This window comes from Streptomyces lateritius (assembly GCF_014649715.1).
Classification (GTDB): domain Bacteria; phylum Actinomycetota; class Actinomycetes; order Streptomycetales; family Streptomycetaceae; genus Streptomyces; species Streptomyces lateritius.
Genome location: NZ_BMTO01000020.1, coordinates 89,637 through 109,089, shown reverse-complemented (window position 1 = coordinate 109,089; position 19,453 = coordinate 89,637). Strand labels below are relative to the sequence as shown.

The window sequence follows — 19,453 nt, the reverse complement described above, 5'->3', positions numbered from 1 at the left end:
GACTCCCGTAGGGCTCCACACGACGCCCGCAGCCCAGGAGCGACCTCCATGCATGGTCACGCGCCCGTGACGCCACCGCGCCGCCCCGGCCCGTCGGCCGGCGTGATCGCCGTGCGCGTGATCATCTGCGCGCTGATGGTGCTCACCTGCGGATTCCTCGCCTGGATCGGGATGCTGCGGATCGCGATCATGCGTCGAGGCGGGCGCGACTGGGCCCTGTTCTGGGCCCAACTCGTCCTGAACATCGCCTGCCTGGCCACCTTGGAACAGCGCCTCGCCGACCACTGGATCTCGAACGTCGGCATGGCCGGACTGCTGCTGCAGATGGCCGCCGTGACCGCGTACTACCTCGTCGTCGACATCCGGCACCACCGGCCGAGCCCCGCCTTCCCCCCGTACGGACAGGGGCACGCACCGTACGGCTACGGGTACCCGGCCTCGGCCATGGCCGTGCCTCAGCCGGCCTCTCTGCCTCAGTCAACCCCTCTGCCTCAGCCGCCCCCCGTACCTCCCCAGGCCGCCCCTCGCATCGAGCAGGTCCGCGCCGAGCTGGACGAGCTCAGCGACCTCCTCCGCAAGGACCCGAAGAACCCGCGAGAGGGCGGTCGGTGAACGGACGTCTCATCGGCGGCCGTTACGAACTGTCCACCGTCATCGGCCAGGGCGGCATGGGCCAGGTCTGGACGGCGTACGACGGACGGCTCGACCGGCGGGTCGCCGTCAAGCTGCTGAGGCCCGCCACCCTCAGCGGCCCCGCCACCGCCGCCGACGAGCTGCGCCGCCGCTTCGTGCGCGAGTGCCGCGTCACGGCGCAGGTCGACCACCCCGGCCTGGTCACCGTCCATGACGCCGGCAGCGACGGCGACGACCTCTACCTCGTCATGCAGTACGTCGAGGGCGCCGACCTCGCCGACCATCTCGCCGAGCACGATCCGTACCCCTGGCAGTGGTCGGTTTCCGTCGCCGCGCAGTTGTGCGCAGTGCTCGCCGCCGTGCACGCGGTGCCGATCGTCCACCGCGACCTCAAACCGCGCAACGTGATGGTGCGCCCCGACGGCTCCGTCACCGTCCTCGACCTCGGCGTCGCCTCCGTCCTGGACACCGACACCACCCGCCTCACCCACACCGGCTCACCCATCGGCAGCCCCGCCTACATGGCGCCCGAGCAGGCGATGGGCGGTGCCGTCGGCCCGTACACCGATCTGTACGCGCTCGGCATCCTGCTCCATGAACTCCTCAGCGGAAACGTGCCGTTCGCGGGCTCCACCGCGCTCGGCGTGCTGCACCGGCATCTGTACGAGCCCCCGCTGCCGGTCCGACAACTGCGGCCCGAGGTTCCCGAGGCCCTGGAGGCGCTCGTTCTGCGGTTGCTCGCCAAGGACCCGCAGCACCGGCCCTCCGGTGCGCACGAGGTGTACGAGGCGCTGCTGCCGCTGCTGCCCGCGCGCGGGGTCCCCGCGGGGCCGCTCGATCCGACCCGCCCGTTCCTGCGCCCGCACGCACCCTGGCCGGACCACGCCCCCGTCACGCCACCGCGTGTTGCGGCTCCCGGCCCTCTCCTCCCGCCGGCCCCACCAGTCCCGCATGCCCCTCCCGCCCCGCAGACGGACGTGGCCGCCGCCGTCGACGAGGTCAAGCGGCTGCTCGGCGAAGGCTCCCTGGCGCAGGCCGTCGACATGCTCGGCTCCCTCCTGCCCACCGCCGCGGCCGAGCACGGTGAGCGGTCGCCCGTCGTCCGCATCCTGCGCAAGCAGTACGCCACGACGCTGATGGACGACGGCCAGTACCGCCGTGCCCTGCCCGAGCTGCGCCGCCTCGCCGACGACCGCGCGGCCGATGCGGGCCCCGCCGACCCGCAGACCCTGCAGTTCCGCTTCGACGCGGCGCAGTGCCTGGAGCAGCTCGGCGAGACGGCGGCGGCGTTGACGGAGTACCGCGCCCTCCTGCCCTTCCACGAAAAGGACGCGGACCCGGCCCGTGCCTTCGACATCCGGCGCCGGAGCGCGAGCCTGCTCCTCGCGATGGGCGACCACACGGCGGGTCACCAGCAGCTGCAGGCGCTCCTCTACGACACGGAGCGGGCGTACGGCCCGTACCACGCCCGCGCGACGGAGCTCCGCCGCGCGCTGATCCACCAGCAGCAGATGGGCCGGCCGGGCTGACGGCCGCCGCCGCATCCCTGTTCGTCCCGACCGACTTCTTCACGCGCCGAACCGACAGCCGGCAACCGACCATCGACAGCCGGCCACCGACAAACGACAACCGATAGAAGGAAACACGTGCTCCGCAGCAGGACCAAGCTCAGAACCGCCGCCGCCGCGCTCGCGCTGGGCAGCCTCCTCATGACCACACCGGCCGCGGCGGGGACGGAGCCCCTTCCGACTGTGACCACCGGCCCCGTGTTCAACGATCCGTCGGGTGACGCGACCGCCGAGGGGCGGATTTTGAGCCACCTGGGGCGCCTCGTCGACGGCGCCGAGCCGCAGTCGTCCATCCGGATCTCCCTGTACCTGTACGGGTCGCAGTGGCTGACCGACCGGCTGATCGCTGCCCGCAACCGCGGCGTCACCGTCCAGGTGGTCCTCGACCGCGACACCGCCGGATACCCGGCCGTCACCAACCTGAAGACCGAGCTGGAGAGGCTGGGTGGCGATTCCTGGGTGCGGATCTGCAAGGCGGAGGAGGCCTGTCTCGCCAAGGACCCGGGTACGACGTCCACGGACCCGAACGGCTGGTACGACAACGTCAACCACAACAAGTACTTCCTGTTCTCCCGTACCAAGGGCAACGGCACCGTCCCGGTGGACAACGTGGTGGTGCAGTCCTCGGGCAACCTCGTCGAGTGGGACCGCACGATGGGGTGGAACGACGCGATGACGGTGGCCGGCAACAAGGAGCTGTTCGACGCGTACACGGCGTACTTCGCCGACCAGGCCGGGGCGGCCGCCGGGGAGATCCCGCAGGTCAGCGATTACCCGCATGAGACGCAGGCGGGCAAGGCCAAGGTCTACTTCTTCCCGCGTTCGACCACCGACGTGGTCGTGAACATACTCAAGACGGTGGCCCAGCCGCTCGAGGGCCAGGTTCCCTGCCACGGCAACGACCCGGGCTTCGGCACCTCCGACGGCCGGACGAAGATCCGGATCGCCCAGGGTCACATCACCCGCCCCGAGGTGGCGGAGGAGCTCTGGAACCTCGCGAACGCCGGGTGCCACGTCGACATCGTCTACCGCAAGCTCGACAATCCTCCGAACACGGCGGTGGCCGGCTGGCTGACCAAGCCGACCGCGAAGGGCCGCATCGCCCTGCACCAGCTCTACAACGACGAGCGCGGCGGCACCGGGACGCACACCAAGTACCTGCTGGTCGAGGGCACGTACCTCGGCGGCAAGAACAAGAAGATCGTCTTCACCGGCAGTCACACCTACACGGTCACGGCGCTCAAGTACAACGACGAGGCGCTGCTGAAGTACGAGGACAACGTGGACACGGCTGTCTTCGACGCGTACGTGAAGAACTTCGAGGCCCAGCGGGCGGCCGCCGAGAGGGAGGGCTTGTAGGCCCGACCGGGGGCTGACGGGTCGGCAGAGTCACGACTCCGCATCTGATCGGCAAACGGGGGGAAGGGGTCCGATTTGGGTGTTCCGTGACATGTAGCGTTCGCGTTCGATCATGTACACGTCCCCAAGGAATCCCTCATGACTACGCCGACGCCCGTCACCCCCGAGCAGCCCGCCGCCCCGGGTGAGCCGATCGCTCCCGCCGAGCCCGCCGCGCCCGCGAAGAAGAAGGGCAAGGTTCTCAAGACCCTCGGCAGCATCGTCGTGGCGATCGCCGTCGTCCTGTTCTGGAAGCTGGGCCTCCCGCACATCATGGGCACCGCTCCCGTGCACGCGAAGGCCGGTGAGTGCGTCACCGTGACCGGCCCCGACAACGACCCCAAGGTCGACAGCAAGCCGTGCACCGAGAAGGCGGCCGACCTCTACAAGGTCGTCAAGGTCGTCGACAACACTTTCGACGTCGACAAGTGCGGTGACGTGAGCGAGGTCGCCCTCGCGCAGCAGCTGGAGTCGGACAAGTTCGTGCTCTGCCTGAACCCCGTCAAGAACTGACGTCGCTCACCGACCGAGGGGCTGGACCGATCGGTCCAGCCCCTCGGTCTTTGGCGGGATCAGGTCGGCAGGTCACCGGAGCGTCGCCGTTGGCGGGCTGGTGGGTGGTGGCGGCGCGGAGCTTGTTGAAGTTGGCCACGTACGCGTCGTGGAGGGCGGAGTCCTCGAGCTGGAGCATTGTCTCGTCGCTCTGGCGCAGGGAGTTGGTGGTCCAGTTGTGGTTGCCGGTCCACAGGATCTTGCGGTCCGGGGTGTTGGAGTAGTTGCCCTCGATCAGCAGGTACTTGTTGTGGATCCAGGTGGCGTCCTTGCCGCAGTAGTACTTCGTGATGACGCCGCCGTAGGCGTTGGTCGTCTTGGCGAGCAGCTTCTCCAGGGAGGACCTGGCCAGCCCGTTGGCCGTGTCGTAGGTCATCGCGACCTCGACGTAGCACCCCTGCGCGTCGAGCTGGACGAGCTTGTCGGCGAGGTAGGGGCGGGCGAAGGCGGTCATGCTCACCCGGATGCGGATGCGGATGCGGATGCGGTGGGTGTCGGTCGTGCCGACGACGGAGTTCCCGTAGCACTTCACGTTGTCGAGGACGGTGCTGACGGTGTCCTCGCCGGGGTCGCTGTAGAAGACGCTGCCACTCGTCGCGGCGCGGCGTTAGAAGTGGATCTTCGCGACCCAGGACGGCTTGGTCGTGTCGCTCCCGAGCGCGGCGACCAGGTCGTTGTACGGCGCCTGATTCTCGGCGACGACCTTGTGGTCGAAGATCGCCTGAACGTGCACCCCCCGTGCGTGCGCGTTGATGAGCGCCGCGGGAAGGCTGCCTTCCTTGGCGTAGTACATGGCCACCCGGATCCGCGAACCGGCCGGGGCTCCTTCGACCAGTTCGATCTGCCGGTTGACGATGGCCCACCGCTCGGCGTCGGTGCCGATCGGGTTGTTGAAGACGGCCTCGGTCGTCACCCCGGTGGTCTCGGCTCCGGCGTTCCCGGTTCGGCATCTCCTGACAGACTCACGGCCTGTGAAGATCAATATTCTGCGAGGCTCCCTCGTCGTGGGAGCTCTCGCCCTCCTCTGCTCGGTCCTGTTCGCCCTGCCGGCGAACGCCGCCTACGAGAGCTGTGAGAAGCCGTCCCTCTGCCTCTACGACGGCGTCGGCGGTACCGGCGGAAGTCTGCGGCTCCCGCTGGACGGCACCGCCACCGTCACCGGCTCCGGCTGGGACAACAAGGCCGTGTCCGTGTACAACAACACCCACCTCTGGGGCTGTGTGTACGCCAACACCTACCTCGGCGGCACCGTGGAGACGATTCCGCCAGGCGGCGACGGCGACTTGAAGACGCTCGTTCGCGAGGTGACCTCCCACAAACTGGCCCCCTCCCAGGGCGCGTGCTTCACGGGGTACGAGCGCTGCGGCACCGGTCAGCTGTGCATCTTCAAGGAGCCGAACGGCCGTGGCGGGATGTACGGCACCCCGAACGACCACGCGGGCTACCTCGCCGGCGTGTGGGTGGACAACGTGCGGTCGGTCATGAACCGCACCGAGAAGACCGCCTGTTTCTTCACCGACGCCTCATGGTCGGGCGAGTGGACGCAGACCGGGCAGCCCGTCGCCAAGGCCTACAAGGTCAACGCCGGGGACACCACCTCGCTCACCGCCCCCTTCGACAGGTCCATCCAGTCGCACCGGCTGAGGACCCCGGACGCCGACCCCGCCACGGACAAGGAATGCCTGTCATGACACGCCCCGCACCCCGTACCGCACACCGCGGCGGCGCGCGTCTGGCTGCCGCCGTCACCGCGCTCAGCTCGATGCTCCTGTTCACCGCCTCGGGCCCGACGAGTGCGGCCGAGGAACCACCGGCCGCCCCCGAGCTGGCGCGCTGGACCGCCCAGACCGCGGACAGCAGGCTGCTCGCGCCTGGTGTGGAGTACTTCCGCTACAAGGAGACGTCCCCGATCGCGCAGCGCGCGTACCCGCGTGAGCTGAACGTCGTACGGATCGACCCCGCCCAGGGGGCCCTGCGGATCGAGAGCACCTTCGGCAGGAAGGCCGCGACCGGCGAGACCGTCCGGGAGATGGTGGCCGCCATGCCCGAGGTTCCCCTCGTGGCGGTCAACGGCGGCTACTTCATGAACGAGGGCACCCCTCCCGGCACGACGGGCGCCGTACCGGAGACCGTCCAGACCTTCGGCGCCACCGTCCGCGACGGGGAGGTGATGGGGGCCTCCTGCGTTCTGGGCAAGAACCGCCACAGCGTGGTGCTCCAGTACGGCGTTCCGTACGTCACGCTGCTGGAGACCGACATCACCGTGACCAGCAGCCTGACGGAGGAGATTCCGTACGGAGAGGTCACGCAGCGCGTGGACGACGTCAACCGGAACCCCGGCGGCGCGCTGGGCTGCCCGCGTGACGCCGACGACACCGCCGGCGAGCTGGGACCGTACGCGGACGCCTACGGCAAGCAGTTGGCCGCCTACACGGACCCGACCGAGTTCGTCCTGTTCAACTACTCCTACAGGACGACGACACCGAAGCCGGACGTCAACAAGAACATCACCGCCGACGACCAGGCCGGATACGAGGTCGTGCTGGACAGTGCGACCGGCGCGATCATCACGGGCGGGGAGGGCCGCGGCGGCCGTACGGTCGCCAAGGGCCAGTACGTCCTCCAGGCGATTGGGGACCACCAGACGGACTGGCTGCGCCGGCAACACCAGAAGAAGGCATCCCTCAAGATCAGCCAGAGACTCTGGGACCACCGCTTCAAGGCTCAGGAGATCAAGCGGGAGATGCCTCTGGACGAGACGGTGGACGTCGTCAACGGCGGATCACTGCTCATACGCGACGGTGTCAGCAAGTACGGCAGCACGGGGGCCACGGGCTACGCCCACGGCAGCTGCGCCCGCCTCTACGACGAGAACGGTCGGAGCAAGGACGTCACAGCGGCGACTCCGCAGGCCAGGACCGACTACTGCCGGGACTCCCGTACCGCGGTGGGCGTGGACGAGCGGGGCCGCACCCTCCTGGTCACCCTGAGCGGACCGCGCGACCACTACTATCCCGACGGCGGGTTCCTGGCGGAGGTCACCGAACCGCTGAGGGCCCTCGGCGTCATGGACGCCCTCAACCAGGACGGCGGTGGCTCGTCCACGATGCTGCTCGGCGACGCCGCGCGTCCGGTGAACGGGCTGAGCGACGATCCGGCTCCCGGCGTCGAGCGCCGGGTCTACGACTCGATCTACGTCGCCACCGGCGGCAGCCCGGTCGTGAACTAGACCGTCACGGCTCCACGGCTCTACGGCCCTGCGGCCCTGGGGCTCTACGGCCCTGCGGCATGAGGGCCCCGCCATCATCCCGCGGGGCCCTCTCGTCGCTTCCGTCCCCTCACGCCGTCGGGGTCAACTCCTGCCTGTCTCGGACAGGGGCCTCCGGGGCAGGCGCCGAGGAGCGGCGCCGCCCCAGAACCCACAGCCACACCGCCAGGCCCCCCGCCGCGACGAGCCCTCCGCCGATTCCCGCCCGCAGGCCCGGGGGACGGAAGACGCAGCTCACCGACGCCTGCGAGCCGTCGACCCGTACCGCGACCAGGCCGCCGTACGTCTCCGCCGGGCGGCCCTCGCAGGTCCAGCCCGCGATCCGGGGGGCGGCCAGGACGACCGTGCCCCGTGTGCCCGGGCGGAGTTCGGCGCGGATGCCGCTGTCGGTCACCTGGACGGACGTCGGAGCCGCCGCTCGCAGGGCCGCCACCGCCGTCGTGAGCCGCCGGCGGTCCAGGCAGCCGACCCGGTGCCACAGCCTCTCGCCCTCCAGGACCGGGCGGGCGCCCGCAACGCGCTGCACCCCGAGCGAGGTCATCGCCGCCCGCCGCCTGGGCATGTCACCGGTCAGCTTCACGACAACGCCGTCCGCTCCCAGCCGCGCCGTCCCCCTGAACTGCGGGGCCCAGAGGAAGACCTCCCTGCCGACCGCACAGACCCCGTCGGCGGGCAGGTCGTACACCCGCGCCCCCAGCAACCGCTCCTGGTTGCGGTACGCCGAGATGCCGAGCCGGGGGGCCTTGCCCTCCGGACGGACCGAGACCAAGGGGACCACAGGGCCCGTCCTCACCACCCGGTCGTCCCGCCACCGCGCGCCCACCCCGAACACCGCGTCCGTGACCGGGTTGTCCAGGCTCTGCAGATTGCGCCCGCCGGAGGTCCAGCCACCGCCGAGCGCCGCAAGCGTCGTCGTCAGCACCGCCGGCGTGTGGCTGCTGTAGTACGCGGCGCCCTGTCCGCCCAGCAGCATCGGTTCGTTGCCGGTGATCTGCTCGCGGCCGGAGTCGGTGCGGTACGCGGGCCAGCCGTCGGCCTCGGCGAGCGCCTCCCGGCGACGCTCGTGCTCGGCGCCGTACGCCGGGTAGTCGTCGAGCCGCCCGAGCCGCTCCCGGTCCGTGTACGCCGTGGTCGCCGCCGCCTGCCCGACGAGCACCCCCGCCAGCAGCACCGCCGCCACCACCTCGTACCGCGGCGCCCGCCGCCCCGCCCGGAGCCCCCGCCGGACCAGCCACAGCGCGCCGCACGCCCCCGCGAGACCTACGGCGAGCAGGGGATACGTCCACACCGTCACCAGGTCGCTGCCCGCCGCGCCCACAGCGACAGCCGCCACCACCCCCGCCCCGCCCAGCAGGGCGCGCCGCCCGGGCCAGCCGTACGAGAGCCCCGTCCAGGCGACGACGACCAGCACCCCGGAGAGGACGAACGTCTGCCGGTACGGGCTGCCGTTGGGAGTGGCGAAGACGTGCCACAGCAGGTGGGTGGGTTCCCACTGGAACGACACCGCGACCGCCGCGGTGAAGCCGGCCCACAGCAGCCGCTCCCGCCGCGGGACCTCTTGGTGGAGCAGCAGCGCGCCGGCGAGCAGCAGCGTCCCGGTGCCCAGGAACGCGGCGGGCGTCGTGAAGCTGTACGTCGCCGGCAGGAGCCGGGCGAAGACGTCCGTCCAGCCGGCCGGCAGGAACTCCCTCGGCAGGGCCGGGTAGGCGTGCCGGGAGCCGAGGAACACCGGCACCAGGACGGGGGCGGCGAGCCCGGTCCCCACCAGGACCGTCACGACGGCCCGCACCGGGACCCGCCGTTCCCACGGCCGGGTCCGCTCGTCGCGCGTGGCCGCCAGCCGTACGAGCAGCACCAGCGCCGCTCCGAGCGTCGCCATGTACGCGGTGTAGAAGTTGGCGGCCCAGCACAGGGCGACGACCACCGGCCCGAGCAGCGGCCGGCGCCCCTCCCGTACCCACTCGCCGACCAGGCAGAGCAGGGGGAAGGCGATCAGGCCGTCCAGCCACATCGGGTTGTACGTGGCCTCGATGACCGCCCAGCCGCACAGCCCGTACGAGGCGCCGAGCACCGCCGCCGCCCACCAGGGCCCCGGCCGCATCCGGAGCAGCGTCACGACCATGGCTGCCGACGCGGCGGCCATCTTCAGGACGGTGACGGTGTAGACCGCGTACTCGATGTCCTCGCGCGCGAAGAGCGCCACCAGGAGCGCGAACGGACTGCCCAGGTAGGTCCCGAGGTCGGGCAGGAAGGCGGTGCCCCACCCGGACTGCCAGTTCAGCAGCAGCCCGCCGTCGGTCCTGCCGTGCAGCAGGTCCCACAGACGGGCGTGGTACGGCACGAACTGGTTCGCGAGGTCGTTGACGCCGCGCCGGTGCGGCCCGAACGGGAAGGTGCGGGCGACGGTGTCCCCCGCGCACACGGCGAGCGCGGTGAGAAGGGCGGCGAGGGCGGGCGCCCGGTGGCTCCGGATCTTCATAATGGTCCGAATATGCCAGTGCGGAAGGCGAAAAGGCTTTCCCCGGCGGCCAGTTCATTCAATGGTCGCCTGCCGGTCATGTGGCGAATCAGCCGCCGACATCACCGTGGGTTGTCGTTTCTCTCGTGCTGCTCTCGATTGTGGTTCCGTGCTTCAACGAAGAGGAGATCATCGGTCGCTTCCACGACCATGTGACCGCCGAACTCTCCCGTTTCGACGGAGAATTCGAGCTGGTCTATGTGGACGACGGAAGCCACGACCGTACGCTCCCGCTCCTGGCGGAGATCGCCGCCTCCGACCCCCGCGCCCGCTATGTGTCCTTCAGCCGGAACTTCGGCAAGGAGGCCGCGATGCTGGCCGGCCTCCAGCATGCCGAGGGCGACGCCGTCGTCATCATGGACGCCGACCTCCAGCACCCGCCGGAGCTCGTGCACCGCATGGTGCGGCTGCACTCCGAGGGGTACGACCAGGTCATCGCCCGCAGGACGCGCACCGGCGACCGGGTGACCCGCACCCTGACCGCGCGCGCCTACTACTGGGCGATCAACCGTCTGGTGGACGTGGAGCTGGTGGACGGGGTCGGCGACTTCCGGCTGCTGTCCCGCCGTACCGTCGACGCGATCCTCGAACTCACCGAGTACAACCGCTTCTCCAAGGGTCTCTTCGCCTGGGTCGGATTCCGCACCACCACATTCGAGTACGAGAATGCGGTGCGTGAGCAGGGCCGCTCGAAATGGAGCTTCGGAAAGCTGCTCAACTACGGGCTCGACGGGCTGCTCTCCTTCAACAACAAGCCGCTGCGCGCCGCCGTCTATCTGGGAATGCTGCTGGTCTCGGTGGCCCTGGCGTACGCGGCCTGGATCGTCGGTGTCGCCCTGGTGAACGGAGTGGACACCCCCGGTTATGTGACGCTGCTCGTCACCGTCACGGCGCTGGCGGGCGTCCAGATGGTGATGCTGGGGCTCGTGGGCGAGTACGTCGGCCGCATCTACTACGAGGTGAAGCGGCGCCCGCACTTCCTGGTGAAGGCGACGAACACGGACACGCCGAGGACGATCACCGCGCGGACCGACACCACCCGAACACGTGAGTCGTTGGTCGAGACGGCCGCCACGAAGTAGTGGCCGGGGAGCCGGGGGCACGAAGTAGTGGCCTCGAAGTAGTGGCCCCGGCCACGGCGACTGCCTAACATCGATCACCGCAAGGTCGTTCAACTGACGCACGACCCGCCCGGGAGGCTCCTTTGCACCGCCGCACCGCGCTCTCCGTCTCCGCCGCGCTCTTCGCCGCGGCCCCGCTGCTCGCCGCCTGCGGGAGTGGATCCCACCCAGGGGCGGCGGCCGTCGTCGGCGGCGAACGGATCGAGGTGTCCAGCCTCCAGGACCAGGTCCGCGACGTCAGGGCCGCGCAGCAGGCCTCCCCGCAGTCCGCGCAGCTGATCAAGGCCACCGGGGACCTCAGCCGCGAGAAGCTCAACGTGATGATCTTCGACCGGGTCGTGGACCGGGTCGCCGAGGACAACGGGATCACCGTCAGCCGGGGCGAGATCCAGAAGGCCCACGACGAATTCGTCGAGCAGAGCGGTGGGGAGGACCAGCTCGCCGCGATGCTGCTTCAGCAGCAGGGTGTCGCCCCCGACCAGATCGACACGGTCGTCCGCCGCACGGTCCTCATGAACAAGATCGCCGCCAAGCTCGGCATCGCGAACACCCCCGAGGGCCAGCAGAAGCTCACCGGGGTGTTCACCGCCGCCTCCAAGTCGCTCGGCATCGACGTGAACCCGCGCTTCGGCTCCTGGGACGACGAGAAGATCCAGCTGGGCACGTACAGCCCGGCCTGGCTGCGGCAGATCAGCCGGGCCCCCGAGGCGGCCGAGGGGGCCTGACGCCGGGGCCTGAGGGCGGCCCTGAGCGGGACCCGGGCTCCACGTAAGGTCGAAGGGTGAACGCTGAAGCACTCGTCGAGCCCGGTCGTGTCGTCCTGCTCACCGCCAGCCATCGCGTGGCGCCCGGACTGCTGTCCTGGCCCGCCTGGCAGACGCTGCGCGCCGCCCACCGGGTGCTCTGCGCCGACGAGCACCACCCCCAGCTGCCGTACCTGCGCGAGGCCGGGGTCGCCGTCGAGCACGCCCGCCCCGCCGCGCAGGACCTCGTCGACGCCTGTGCCGGAGGACGGACCGTCGTGGTCCTGGCCTCCGGCGAGGGCGACCACGCACTGACGGACGGGCTCGCCCGGCTCGCCGGCTCCGGCCGGGTCGCGATGCCCGACCTGGAGCTGCTGCCCGGTTCGTACGACCTGCCCGGCGCCCGCCTCCTCGACCTGGTGCAGGTCATGGACCGCATCCGCCGCGAGTGCCCGTGGTCCTCACGGCAGACGCACAAGGGACTCGCCAAGTACGGCATCGAGGAGGCGTACGAACTCGTCGAGGCGATCGAGGCAGGCGACCGGGTCGAGCTGCGCGAGGAGCTCGGGGACGTCCTCCTCCAGGTCGTCTTCCACGCCCGGATCGCCGAGGAGCACGAGGAGGAGCCCTTCTCCGTCGACGACGTGGCCGGGACGATCGTCGAGAAGCTGGTCCACCGTCATCCGCACGTCTTCGGCGACGAGACCGCCGAGACCCCGGAGGACGTCAAGGAGCACTGGCAGCGGACGAAGGCGATGGAGAAGCAGCGCGACTCGGTCACCGACGGGGTGCCGCTCGGCCAGCCCGGTCTCGCGCTCGCCGCGAAGCTCGCGGGCCGGGTGCGGACGGCGGGCCTGGACGTCGAGGTGCCGGCGGGCGAGGGCCTCGGCTACGAACTGCTCGCCCTCGCCGTACGGGCCGAGGAGGCCGGCGTCGACCCGGAGGCGGCCCTGCGCGCCGCCGCCCGCGCCTACCGCGACGCGATCCGCACGGCGGAGGGCCACGACGCCGACGGGTCGGCCGAGGGCTGACGCGAGCCGGCCGCTCAGGGCGAGCGCGGCGTGCGGGCCTCGGGGTCGTGCCAGAGGAGGGCCGGGGGGTCGATCAGCCACTCGGAGGTGGAGCCGGGGCGGGGACGGGGCCGGTCGACGGCCGGCAGGGCGTCGTGGAAGATCCGCGCCGGATCGGTCCCCAGCTCCTCCAGGACCGGCACGGTCTCGGCGAGGAAGCCGGGCGGCCCGGCCAGGTAGACGTCGTGCGCGGGCCAGTACCCGCAGATCCGCAGCGCCTGGAGCAGCCGCTCGGTCGCCTGGTCGCGGGGATGGTGCGGGGCCGAGGTGATGTACGTGACGTTCAGCCCGGGTATCCGCTCCCGCAGGCGCTCGGCGTCCGGCCGCCCGTAGAGGTACTCCCTGGCGCGGGCGACGAGGAAGAGTCGCGCCTCGACGCCCTCCGGCCCCTGCGCGACCTCTTCGAGAAGCCCCTTCACCGGGGCCCAGCCGGTGCCGGCGGCGATGTACGTGCGCGGGGCACCGGGGTCGGTCCGCGAGGTCAGCCCGCCGCCGGGCGCGCTCAGCCGCAGCGTCTCGCCCGCGCGGGTCTCCTCGACGAGCGCCGTGCTCATCACCCCGCCCCGTACGAGACTGACGTGCAGCTCCAGGGTCCCGTCCTCGCGTACCGCGTTGGCGAGGGAGTACGTCCGCCAGACGCGCGGCACCCGCAGCGAGCTGACGCTGACGTACTGTCCGGGCAGATGGGGGAAGGGCTGCCGGGGCCGCAGCGTGAGCAGCGCCAGATCCTCCCCGTACCGCTCGTGCCGCACCACCCGCGAGTCCCACCAGGCCGGCTCCCCGGCCGCCGCCGCCTCCTCGGCGCCACGCAGCATGAGGTCGGCGACGTACCCGTACGCCTCGGCCCACGCCTTCTCGGCCTCGACCGTCCACGCGGCCCCCGCGGCGTGCGCGAAGGCGGCGGTCAGGCTGGCCCCGACGGCGGCGTAGAGCGCGGGCGCGGCCAGGAACTTGCGGTGATCCCGCCCAAGATGGGTGAGGTACTCCCGGAGGCCGGGGTCCTCCAGGTGGGTCACGACATGGGTGAGGGCGGCGAAGAGGCGGTCGCGCTGGGGCCGCATGTCCTCGGGGAAGAGCTCTCGAACGCCCGGGTTGTTCCAGAAGAGGTGGGAGTAGAAGAAGGTGACGGCATGTTCGGCGCGTCTCTCGACGACGGCGAACGTGCTTCTGAGCAACTGGGCATCCACTCCGGAGAATCTAGGCGGTGACTCGCCGATCTTGCCGGTCTTCGCCTCACCTGGTCCCGCGCCCCCTGCGCACCGGCCCGCATCGCCGGCGGCCCGCATCGCGCCCGGAGGAAGCGCGGCGGCCCGGAGGACGGCGGGGCGGCGACCTTGTACCGTCTCAGGGTGAGCACGCCCCCCGCCCCCGAGCTCTTCACCTGGGAGTTCGCGACCGATCCCTATCCCGCCTACGCCTGGCTGCGCGAGCACGCGCCGGTGCACCGGGCGAAGCTGCCCAGCGGTGTCGAGGCGTGGCTGGTCACGCGGTACGCGGACGCCCGGCAGGCCCTGGCCGACCAGCGGCTCTCCAAGAACCCGGCGCACCACGACGAGCCCGCGCACGCCAAGGGGAAGACGGGAATCCCGGGCGAGCGCAAGGCCGAGCTGATGACGCATCTGCTCAACATCGACCCGCCGGACCACACGCGGCTGCGGCGACTCGTCTCGAAGGCGTTCACCCCGCGCCGGGTCGCGGAGTTCGCCCCGCGCGTGCAGGAGCTGACCGACCGGCTGATCGACTCCTTCGCGGCGAAGGGGGAGGCGGACCTCATCCACGAGTTCGCCTTCCCGCTGCCCATCTACGCCATCTGCGACCTGCTCGGCGTCCCGCCGGAGGACCAGGACGACTTCCGGGACTGGGCCGGGATGATGATCCGCCACGGCGGCGGGCCGCGCGGCGGGGTGGCGCGGTCGGTGAAGAAGATGCGCGGCTATCTCGCGGAACTGATCCACCGCAAGCGCCTCGACCCCGGCGACGACCTGATCTCGGGGCTCATCAAGGCGTCCGACCACGGTGAGCACCTCACGGAGAACGAGGCCGCCGCGATGGCGTTCATCCTCCTCTTCGCCGGGTTCGAGACGACGGTCAACCTGGTGGGCAACGGGGTGTACGCGCTGCTGCGCAACCCGGGAGAGCGGGAACGTCTCCAGTCCTCGCTGGCGGCGGGGGAGCGGGACCTGCTGGAGACCGGCGTCGAGGAGCTGCTGCGCTACGACGGGCCGGTGGAGCTGGCGACCTGGCGGTACGCGATGGAGCCGCTGACGATCGGTGGGCAGGAGATCCCGGCCGGGGATCCGGTCCTCGTGGTGCTGGCGGCGGCAGACCGGGACCCGGAGCGGTTCGGCGCGCCGGACGCGCTCGATCTCTCCCGCCGTGACAACCAGCATCTGGGGTACGGGCACGGCATCCACTACTGCATCGGCGCCCCGCTCGCCCGTCTCGAGGGCCAGGTCGCCCTTGCGACCCTGCTGACGCGCCTGCCGGACCTGCGACTTGCGGCCGATCCCGCCGATCTGCGCTGGCGCGGCGGGCTCATCATGCGCGGATTGCGCACGCTTCCGGTGGAGTTCGCACCAGTTGTGAACTGACATGCCGTCAAGACTGTGACTTTTACGTGATCTCCGCTGCATCGACTTGTGACAAGCGTTCGAATGCCGCTACGTTCACCGTCACCTCAGCAGTCACGCGAAAGGCATTTTGCATGCGCTCCGGGAACGGTCGACACCGCAGACCCCGCCAGGCCCCCGCCCTCGTCGTCGCCGCAGGCGTGACCGGATCGGCCCTCGCGCTGCCGTTGCTCGGCGCGGGATCCGCTTCGGCCGCCGACGCCGCCACGTGGGACCGCGTCGCCGAATGCGAATCGGGAGGCCTGTGGAGCGCCCACTTCGGCAACGGGCTCTACGGGGGACTCCAGTTCACCCAGGAGACCTGGGAGACCTACGGCGGTCTCGCGTACGCGTCCAGCGCGGACCTCGCCAGCCGCTCCCAGCAGATCGCGGTGGCCGAGAAGGCGCTCGCGGCGGGCTCCACCCAGTGGGCCACCTGTGCTCCGATCGCCGGTCTGAAGAACGACGGCGCCGCCCCCGACGTCGACCCCGGGCCGCCGGTCGCGCCGACCGAGCCCACGGGCCCGGTCGAGGAGTCCAACCGGACCGCCGGTCTCGAGGCCGCCCCCGGATCGGTCGCCACCGTCCCCGAGGCGCCCGAGACCGCGCCCGCCACGCCGACGACGCCCGCCACGCCGACGACGCCCGCCGCGCCCGGGACGCCGGACGCCTCGACGCCCACCGGGTCGCCGGCCACCGGGACGCCGTCCCCGGCCGGCCCGACGCCGCAGACGCCCACCACGCCCGCCACCTCCGGGGCGCCCGCCGCGCCGGCGGCCCCGGGCACCGGCAAGCACCGCGGCGACGCGGCCCCGGAAGAGACGGGCAATACGGGCAATACCCAGGAAACCGGTCGCCATGCCTCTCCGGCTGACGGGTCGACAGCCGACGGGGCTCCCGCGGATGGTTCGAGCAAATCGGGCGACACGGATAGCGCAGACATCTCGGGTGAATACACCGTCAGGCCGGGCGACAGTCTTTCGGGGATCGCTCAGGAGAACGAACTGCCCGGCGGCTGGGCGTCCCTCTATGAGACCAATCGCCGGACGGTGGGCGCCGATCCCGACCTCATCCTCCCTGGCCAGAGCCTCGACCTGACGCTCGGACTGACTCAGCCGCAGGGGTAGTTAGGGACCGTATGTCCGGGTCTGTGGAAGTGAGACATGAGTCTCTTCGTCCCAACTGGCGTGTCGCGTCCGCAAAGTCTGCTCTTGTCGCCTCTCACCTGCGCAAACATTGCTCGTCGACATGCAAGTAGGGGCGATATGTCCCTCTTGCGCCTCTTTGAACTTCGGGGAGGTCTGTGTCTACGGTCGTCACCGCTCGCCACCGCGGGCCCCGTCGACCGGTACGCCGAATCCTGCCGTCGGCCGATGGGAACAGTCGTCGCGTCAGCGCCGAAGGCAGGAGCGGGGGACCCAAGGTAAGTGCCGCCCCCGGCCGTCGAGACAGACGGCCGACGGACCGGCTTGGGGTGAAGCCGCGCGCCAGTCGCGCGGCCGGGCAGCTCACGCCCGAACCCGACAGCTCACCTCGTAGGCGTCGGTGAGGAGAAGTCCCATGCTGTTTTCCGTCAAGGGCAAACACCGTCGTCCCTCCAAGGCCACCCGCGCCGTCGCCCTCGCCGGTATCGCCGGCGTCGCCGTGGCCGCCCCCCTGATGACCGCCGGCTCCGCCTCGGCCGCGACCGCCTCCGAGTGGGACGCCGTCGCCCAGTGCGAGTCCGGCGGCAACTGGTCCATCAACACCGGCAACGGCTACTACGGCGGCCTGCAGTTCTCGGCCTCCACCTGGGCCGCCTACGGTGGCACCGCGTACGCCGCCACCGCCGACCAGGCCTCGAAGTCGCAGCAGATCCAGATCGCCGAGAAGGTCCTCGCCGGCCAGGGCAAGGGTGCCTGGCCGAGCTGTGGCGTGGGCCTCTCCAGCGCCTCCTACACCGGTGGCGCCGCCGAGAGCGCGCCGCGGCAGAGCGCCCCGCAGCAGCAGGAGCGCCAGGCCGAGCAGCCGACGACCCGCAGCGAGCAGCGCACCGCCCCCAAGGCCGCGGCGAAGAAGGCCGAGCCGAAGAAGACCGTCACCACGCCGACCGGCAAGAAGGTCGCGAAGGGCGACGGCGAGTACAAGGTCGTCGCCGGCGACACCCTGAGCAAGATCGCCGCCGCGCACGACGTCAAGGGTGGCTGGGAGAAGCTCTTCCAGCTCAACAAGGACATCGTCGACGACGCCGACCTGATCTACCCGGGCCAGCAGCTTCACCTGAAGTGAGCCCCGCGACCCGTGTGAGTCCGGCGGCTCCCACGGGTCCCACGACCCTCCCGCGGTGACCACCCCGGTCCGGCGCGCCCTTCCCCCGTGCGTGCCGGACCGGGGTTTTCCCTGTTACCGGTAGGTAGGTCCGGGGTCCTTTGACCCCAGATGCGTGCCCTTGGGTCCTTTTTCGTCCCAGGGGGCGGGCGCCCGGCTGGCCGGAGCCCCGGAGCCGGATAGGCTCTTGTCGCAAGGCCGAAGCGACCCTGCACAAGCGTTCGTCACATCTAGCGTCACATCCCAGAAGGAGATGCTCGTGCCGTCCATCGACGTCGTCGTAGCCCGGGAAATCCTGGACTCCCGAGGCAACCCCACGGTCGAGGTCGAGGTCGGCCTCGACGACGGCAGCACCGGCCGTGCTGCCGTTCCGTCCGGTGCCTCCACCGGAGCTTTCGAGGCCATTGAGCTCCGTGACGGAGACAAGAACCGCTACATGGGCAAGGGCGTGGAGAAGGCCGTTCTCGCCGTCATCGAGCAGATCGGCCCGGAGCTCGTCGGCTACGACGCCACCGAGCAGCGTCTGATCGACCAGGCGATGTTCGACCTGGACGCCACCGACAACAAGGCCTCGCTCGGCGCCAACGCCATCCTCGGCGTCTCCCTCGCCGTCGCGCACGCCGCGTCCGAGGCCTCCGACCTCCCGCTCTTCCGCTACCTGGGCGGCCCGAACGCGCACCTGCTGCCCGTTCCGATGATGAACATCCTGAACGGCGGCTCGCACGCCGACTCCAACGTGGACATCCAGGAGTTCATGATCGCGCCGATCGGCGCGGAGTCCTTCTCCGAGGCCCTGCGCTGGGGCACCGAGGTCTACCACACCCTCAAGTCCGTCCTGAAGACCAAGGGTCTGTCCACCGGTCTCGGCGACGAGGGCGGTTTCGCCCCGAACCTCGGCTCCAACCGCGAGGCGCTCGACCTCATCCTCGAGGCCATCAAGCAGGCCGGCTACGTCCCGGGCAAGGACATCGCGCTGGCGCTCGACGTCGCCGCGTCCGAGTTCTACAAGGACGGCTCGTACGAGTTCGAGGGCAAGTCCCGCTCGGCCGCCGAGATGACGGACTACTACGCCGAGCTCGTCGACGCGTACCCGCTGGTCTCCATCGAGGACCCGCTGTTCGAGGACGACTGGGCCGGCTGGAAGACCATCACCGACAAGCTCGGCGCCAAGGTGCAGCTCGTCGGTGACGACCTGTTCGTCACCAACCCGGAGCGTCTGGCCCGCGGCATCGAGGAGGGCACCGCCAACGCCCTCCTGGTCAAGGTCAACCAGATCGGTTCGCTGACCGAGACCCTGGACGCCGTCGAGCTGGCCCAGCGCAACGGCTTCAAGTGCATGATGTCCCACCGTTCCGGCGAGACCGAGGACGTCACGATCGCCGACCTCGCCGTCGCCACCAACTGCGGCCAGATCAAGACCGGCGCCCCGGCCCGTTCCGAGCGCGTCGCCAAGTACAACCAGCTCCTGCGCATCGAGGAGATCCTCGACGACGCCGCGGTCTACGCCGGCCGCAGCGCCTTCCCGCGGTTTCGCCCCGCGAACTGATCGGCACAGCGCCCCGCGAACTGACTGACACAGCGCCCTGCGAACCGATCGGCACAGCGCTCCGCGAACCGATCGGCGCAGCAAGGGCTGACAGCCCGTCGTACATACGTCCCCGCACGC

General features: G+C 70.8%; 17 protein-coding genes and 1 riboswitch. Of the genes, 13 read left to right on the top strand and 4 right to left on the bottom strand.

Features of this window, described 5'->3' with window-relative positions:
- The first annotated feature begins 48 nt into the window (after positions 1–48).
- The 4 genes from IE136_RS31735 (at position 49) to IE136_RS31720 (ending at position 4,112) form a co-directional block, all read left to right on the top strand.
- On the top strand, positions 49–612 hold the full coding sequence (locus IE136_RS31735; RefSeq protein WP_189602018.1) for a hypothetical protein: 564 nt from the start codon (positions 49–51) through the stop codon (positions 610–612).
- Positions 609–2,162 carry a serine/threonine-protein kinase gene (locus IE136_RS31730; RefSeq protein ID WP_189602017.1) on the top strand — a complete coding sequence of 518 codons (1,554 nt, stop codon included), beginning with the start codon at positions 609–611 and terminating at the stop codon, positions 2,160–2,162. The genes IE136_RS31735 and IE136_RS31730 overlap by 4 nt, the downstream gene beginning before the upstream one ends.
- Before the next feature lie 117 nt (positions 2,163–2,279).
- Positions 2,280–3,560 carry a phospholipase D-like domain-containing protein gene (locus IE136_RS31725; protein WP_158987975.1) on the top strand — a complete coding sequence of 427 codons (1,281 nt, stop codon included), beginning with the start codon at positions 2,280–2,282 and terminating at the stop codon, positions 3,558–3,560.
- 138 nt (positions 3,561–3,698) lie between these two features.
- Positions 3,699–4,112: an LppU/SCO3897 family protein gene (locus IE136_RS31720; protein ID WP_158987974.1), complete on the top strand. Its 414-nt coding sequence runs from the start codon at positions 3,699–3,701 to the stop codon at positions 4,110–4,112.
- Here the strand turns inward: IE136_RS31720 and IE136_RS31715 are convergent.
- Together IE136_RS31715 and IE136_RS31710 are read right to left on the bottom strand one after the other, a co-directional pair.
- Complete coding sequence (locus IE136_RS31715; RefSeq protein WP_189602016.1) at positions 4,102–4,683, bottom strand: phospholipase D-like domain-containing protein; 582 nt, start codon at positions 4,681–4,683, stop codon at positions 4,102–4,104. The two genes, IE136_RS31720 and IE136_RS31715, sit on opposite strands and share 11 nt — an antisense overlap.
- A gap of 75 nt (positions 4,684–4,758) precedes the next feature.
- Positions 4,759–5,064 (bottom strand): phospholipase D-like domain-containing protein, encoded by a 306-nt coding sequence (locus IE136_RS31710; RefSeq protein ID WP_189602015.1) that lies wholly within the window; start codon positions 5,062–5,064, stop codon positions 4,759–4,761.
- A 58-nt stretch (positions 5,065–5,122) separates the two neighbouring features.
- Between IE136_RS31710 and IE136_RS31705 the strand changes: the two genes are divergently transcribed.
- Positions 5,123–5,842 (top strand): peptidase inhibitor family I36 protein, encoded by a 720-nt coding sequence (locus IE136_RS31705; RefSeq protein ID WP_189602014.1) that lies wholly within the window; start codon positions 5,123–5,125, stop codon positions 5,840–5,842.
- Positions 5,839–7,380 carry a phosphodiester glycosidase family protein gene (locus IE136_RS31700; RefSeq protein ID WP_189602013.1) on the top strand — a complete coding sequence of 514 codons (1,542 nt, stop codon included), beginning with the start codon at positions 5,839–5,841 and terminating at the stop codon, positions 7,378–7,380. Before IE136_RS31705 ends, IE136_RS31700 begins: the two co-directional genes overlap by 4 nt.
- A 109-nt stretch (positions 7,381–7,489) precedes the next feature.
- On the opposite strand, the gene IE136_RS31695 is transcribed toward IE136_RS31700, so the two are convergent.
- Entirely contained in the window at positions 7,490–9,898 is a 2,409-nt protein-coding gene (locus tag IE136_RS31695; protein ID WP_189602012.1) for a YfhO family protein, read from the bottom strand.
- Positions 9,899–10,023: 125 nt separating this feature from the next.
- Between IE136_RS31695 and IE136_RS31690 the strand changes: the two genes are divergently transcribed.
- The 3 genes from IE136_RS31690 (at position 10,024) to IE136_RS31680 (ending at position 12,832) form a co-directional block, all read left to right on the top strand.
- The gene (locus IE136_RS31690) at positions 10,024–11,019 is read left to right on the top strand and encodes a glycosyltransferase family 2 protein (protein ID WP_158987969.1); all 996 of its coding nucleotides are present in this window, start codon (positions 10,024–10,026) and stop codon (positions 11,017–11,019) included.
- Between the two features lie 122 nt (positions 11,020–11,141).
- Entirely contained in the window at positions 11,142–11,783 is a 642-nt protein-coding gene (locus IE136_RS31685) for a SurA N-terminal domain-containing protein (protein WP_189602011.1), read from the top strand.
- Between the two features lie 56 nt (positions 11,784–11,839).
- Positions 11,840–12,832, top strand: coding sequence for a nucleoside triphosphate pyrophosphohydrolase (locus IE136_RS31680; protein ID WP_189602010.1), 993 nt, complete (start codon positions 11,840–11,842; stop codon positions 12,830–12,832).
- A gap of 14 nt (positions 12,833–12,846) precedes the next feature.
- Here IE136_RS31680 and IE136_RS31675 read toward each other — a convergent pair whose 3' ends face one another.
- Complete coding sequence (locus tag IE136_RS31675; protein WP_229819348.1) at positions 12,847–14,058, bottom strand: globin domain-containing protein; 1,212 nt, start codon at positions 14,056–14,058, stop codon at positions 12,847–12,849.
- Between the two features lie 162 nt (positions 14,059–14,220).
- On the opposite strand from IE136_RS31675, the gene IE136_RS31670 reads away from it, so the two are divergent.
- From IE136_RS31670 to eno, 4 genes are all read left to right on the top strand, one after another.
- A complete protein-coding gene (locus IE136_RS31670; protein ID WP_229819345.1) occupies positions 14,221–15,462 on the top strand; it encodes a cytochrome P450 family protein in 1,242 nt (413 codons plus the stop codon).
- A 113-nt stretch (positions 15,463–15,575) separates the two neighbouring features.
- The gene (locus IE136_RS31665) at positions 15,576–16,607 is read left to right on the top strand and encodes a LysM peptidoglycan-binding domain-containing protein (RefSeq protein WP_189602007.1); all 1,032 of its coding nucleotides are present in this window, start codon (positions 15,576–15,578) and stop codon (positions 16,605–16,607) included.
- Positions 16,608–16,865: 258 nt separating this feature from the next.
- Positions 16,866–17,037: riboswitch (cyclic di-AMP (ydaO/yuaA leader) on the top strand.
- Positions 17,038–17,040: 3 nt separating this feature from the next.
- Complete coding sequence (locus IE136_RS31660; RefSeq protein ID WP_158987964.1) at positions 17,041–17,748, top strand: LysM peptidoglycan-binding domain-containing protein; 708 nt, start codon at positions 17,041–17,043, stop codon at positions 17,746–17,748.
- A gap of 298 nt (positions 17,749–18,046) precedes the next feature.
- Entirely contained in the window at positions 18,047–19,333 is a 1,287-nt protein-coding gene (eno, locus tag IE136_RS31655) for a phosphopyruvate hydratase (protein ID WP_158987963.1), read from the top strand.
- Positions 19,334–19,453: the final 120 nt, after the last annotated feature.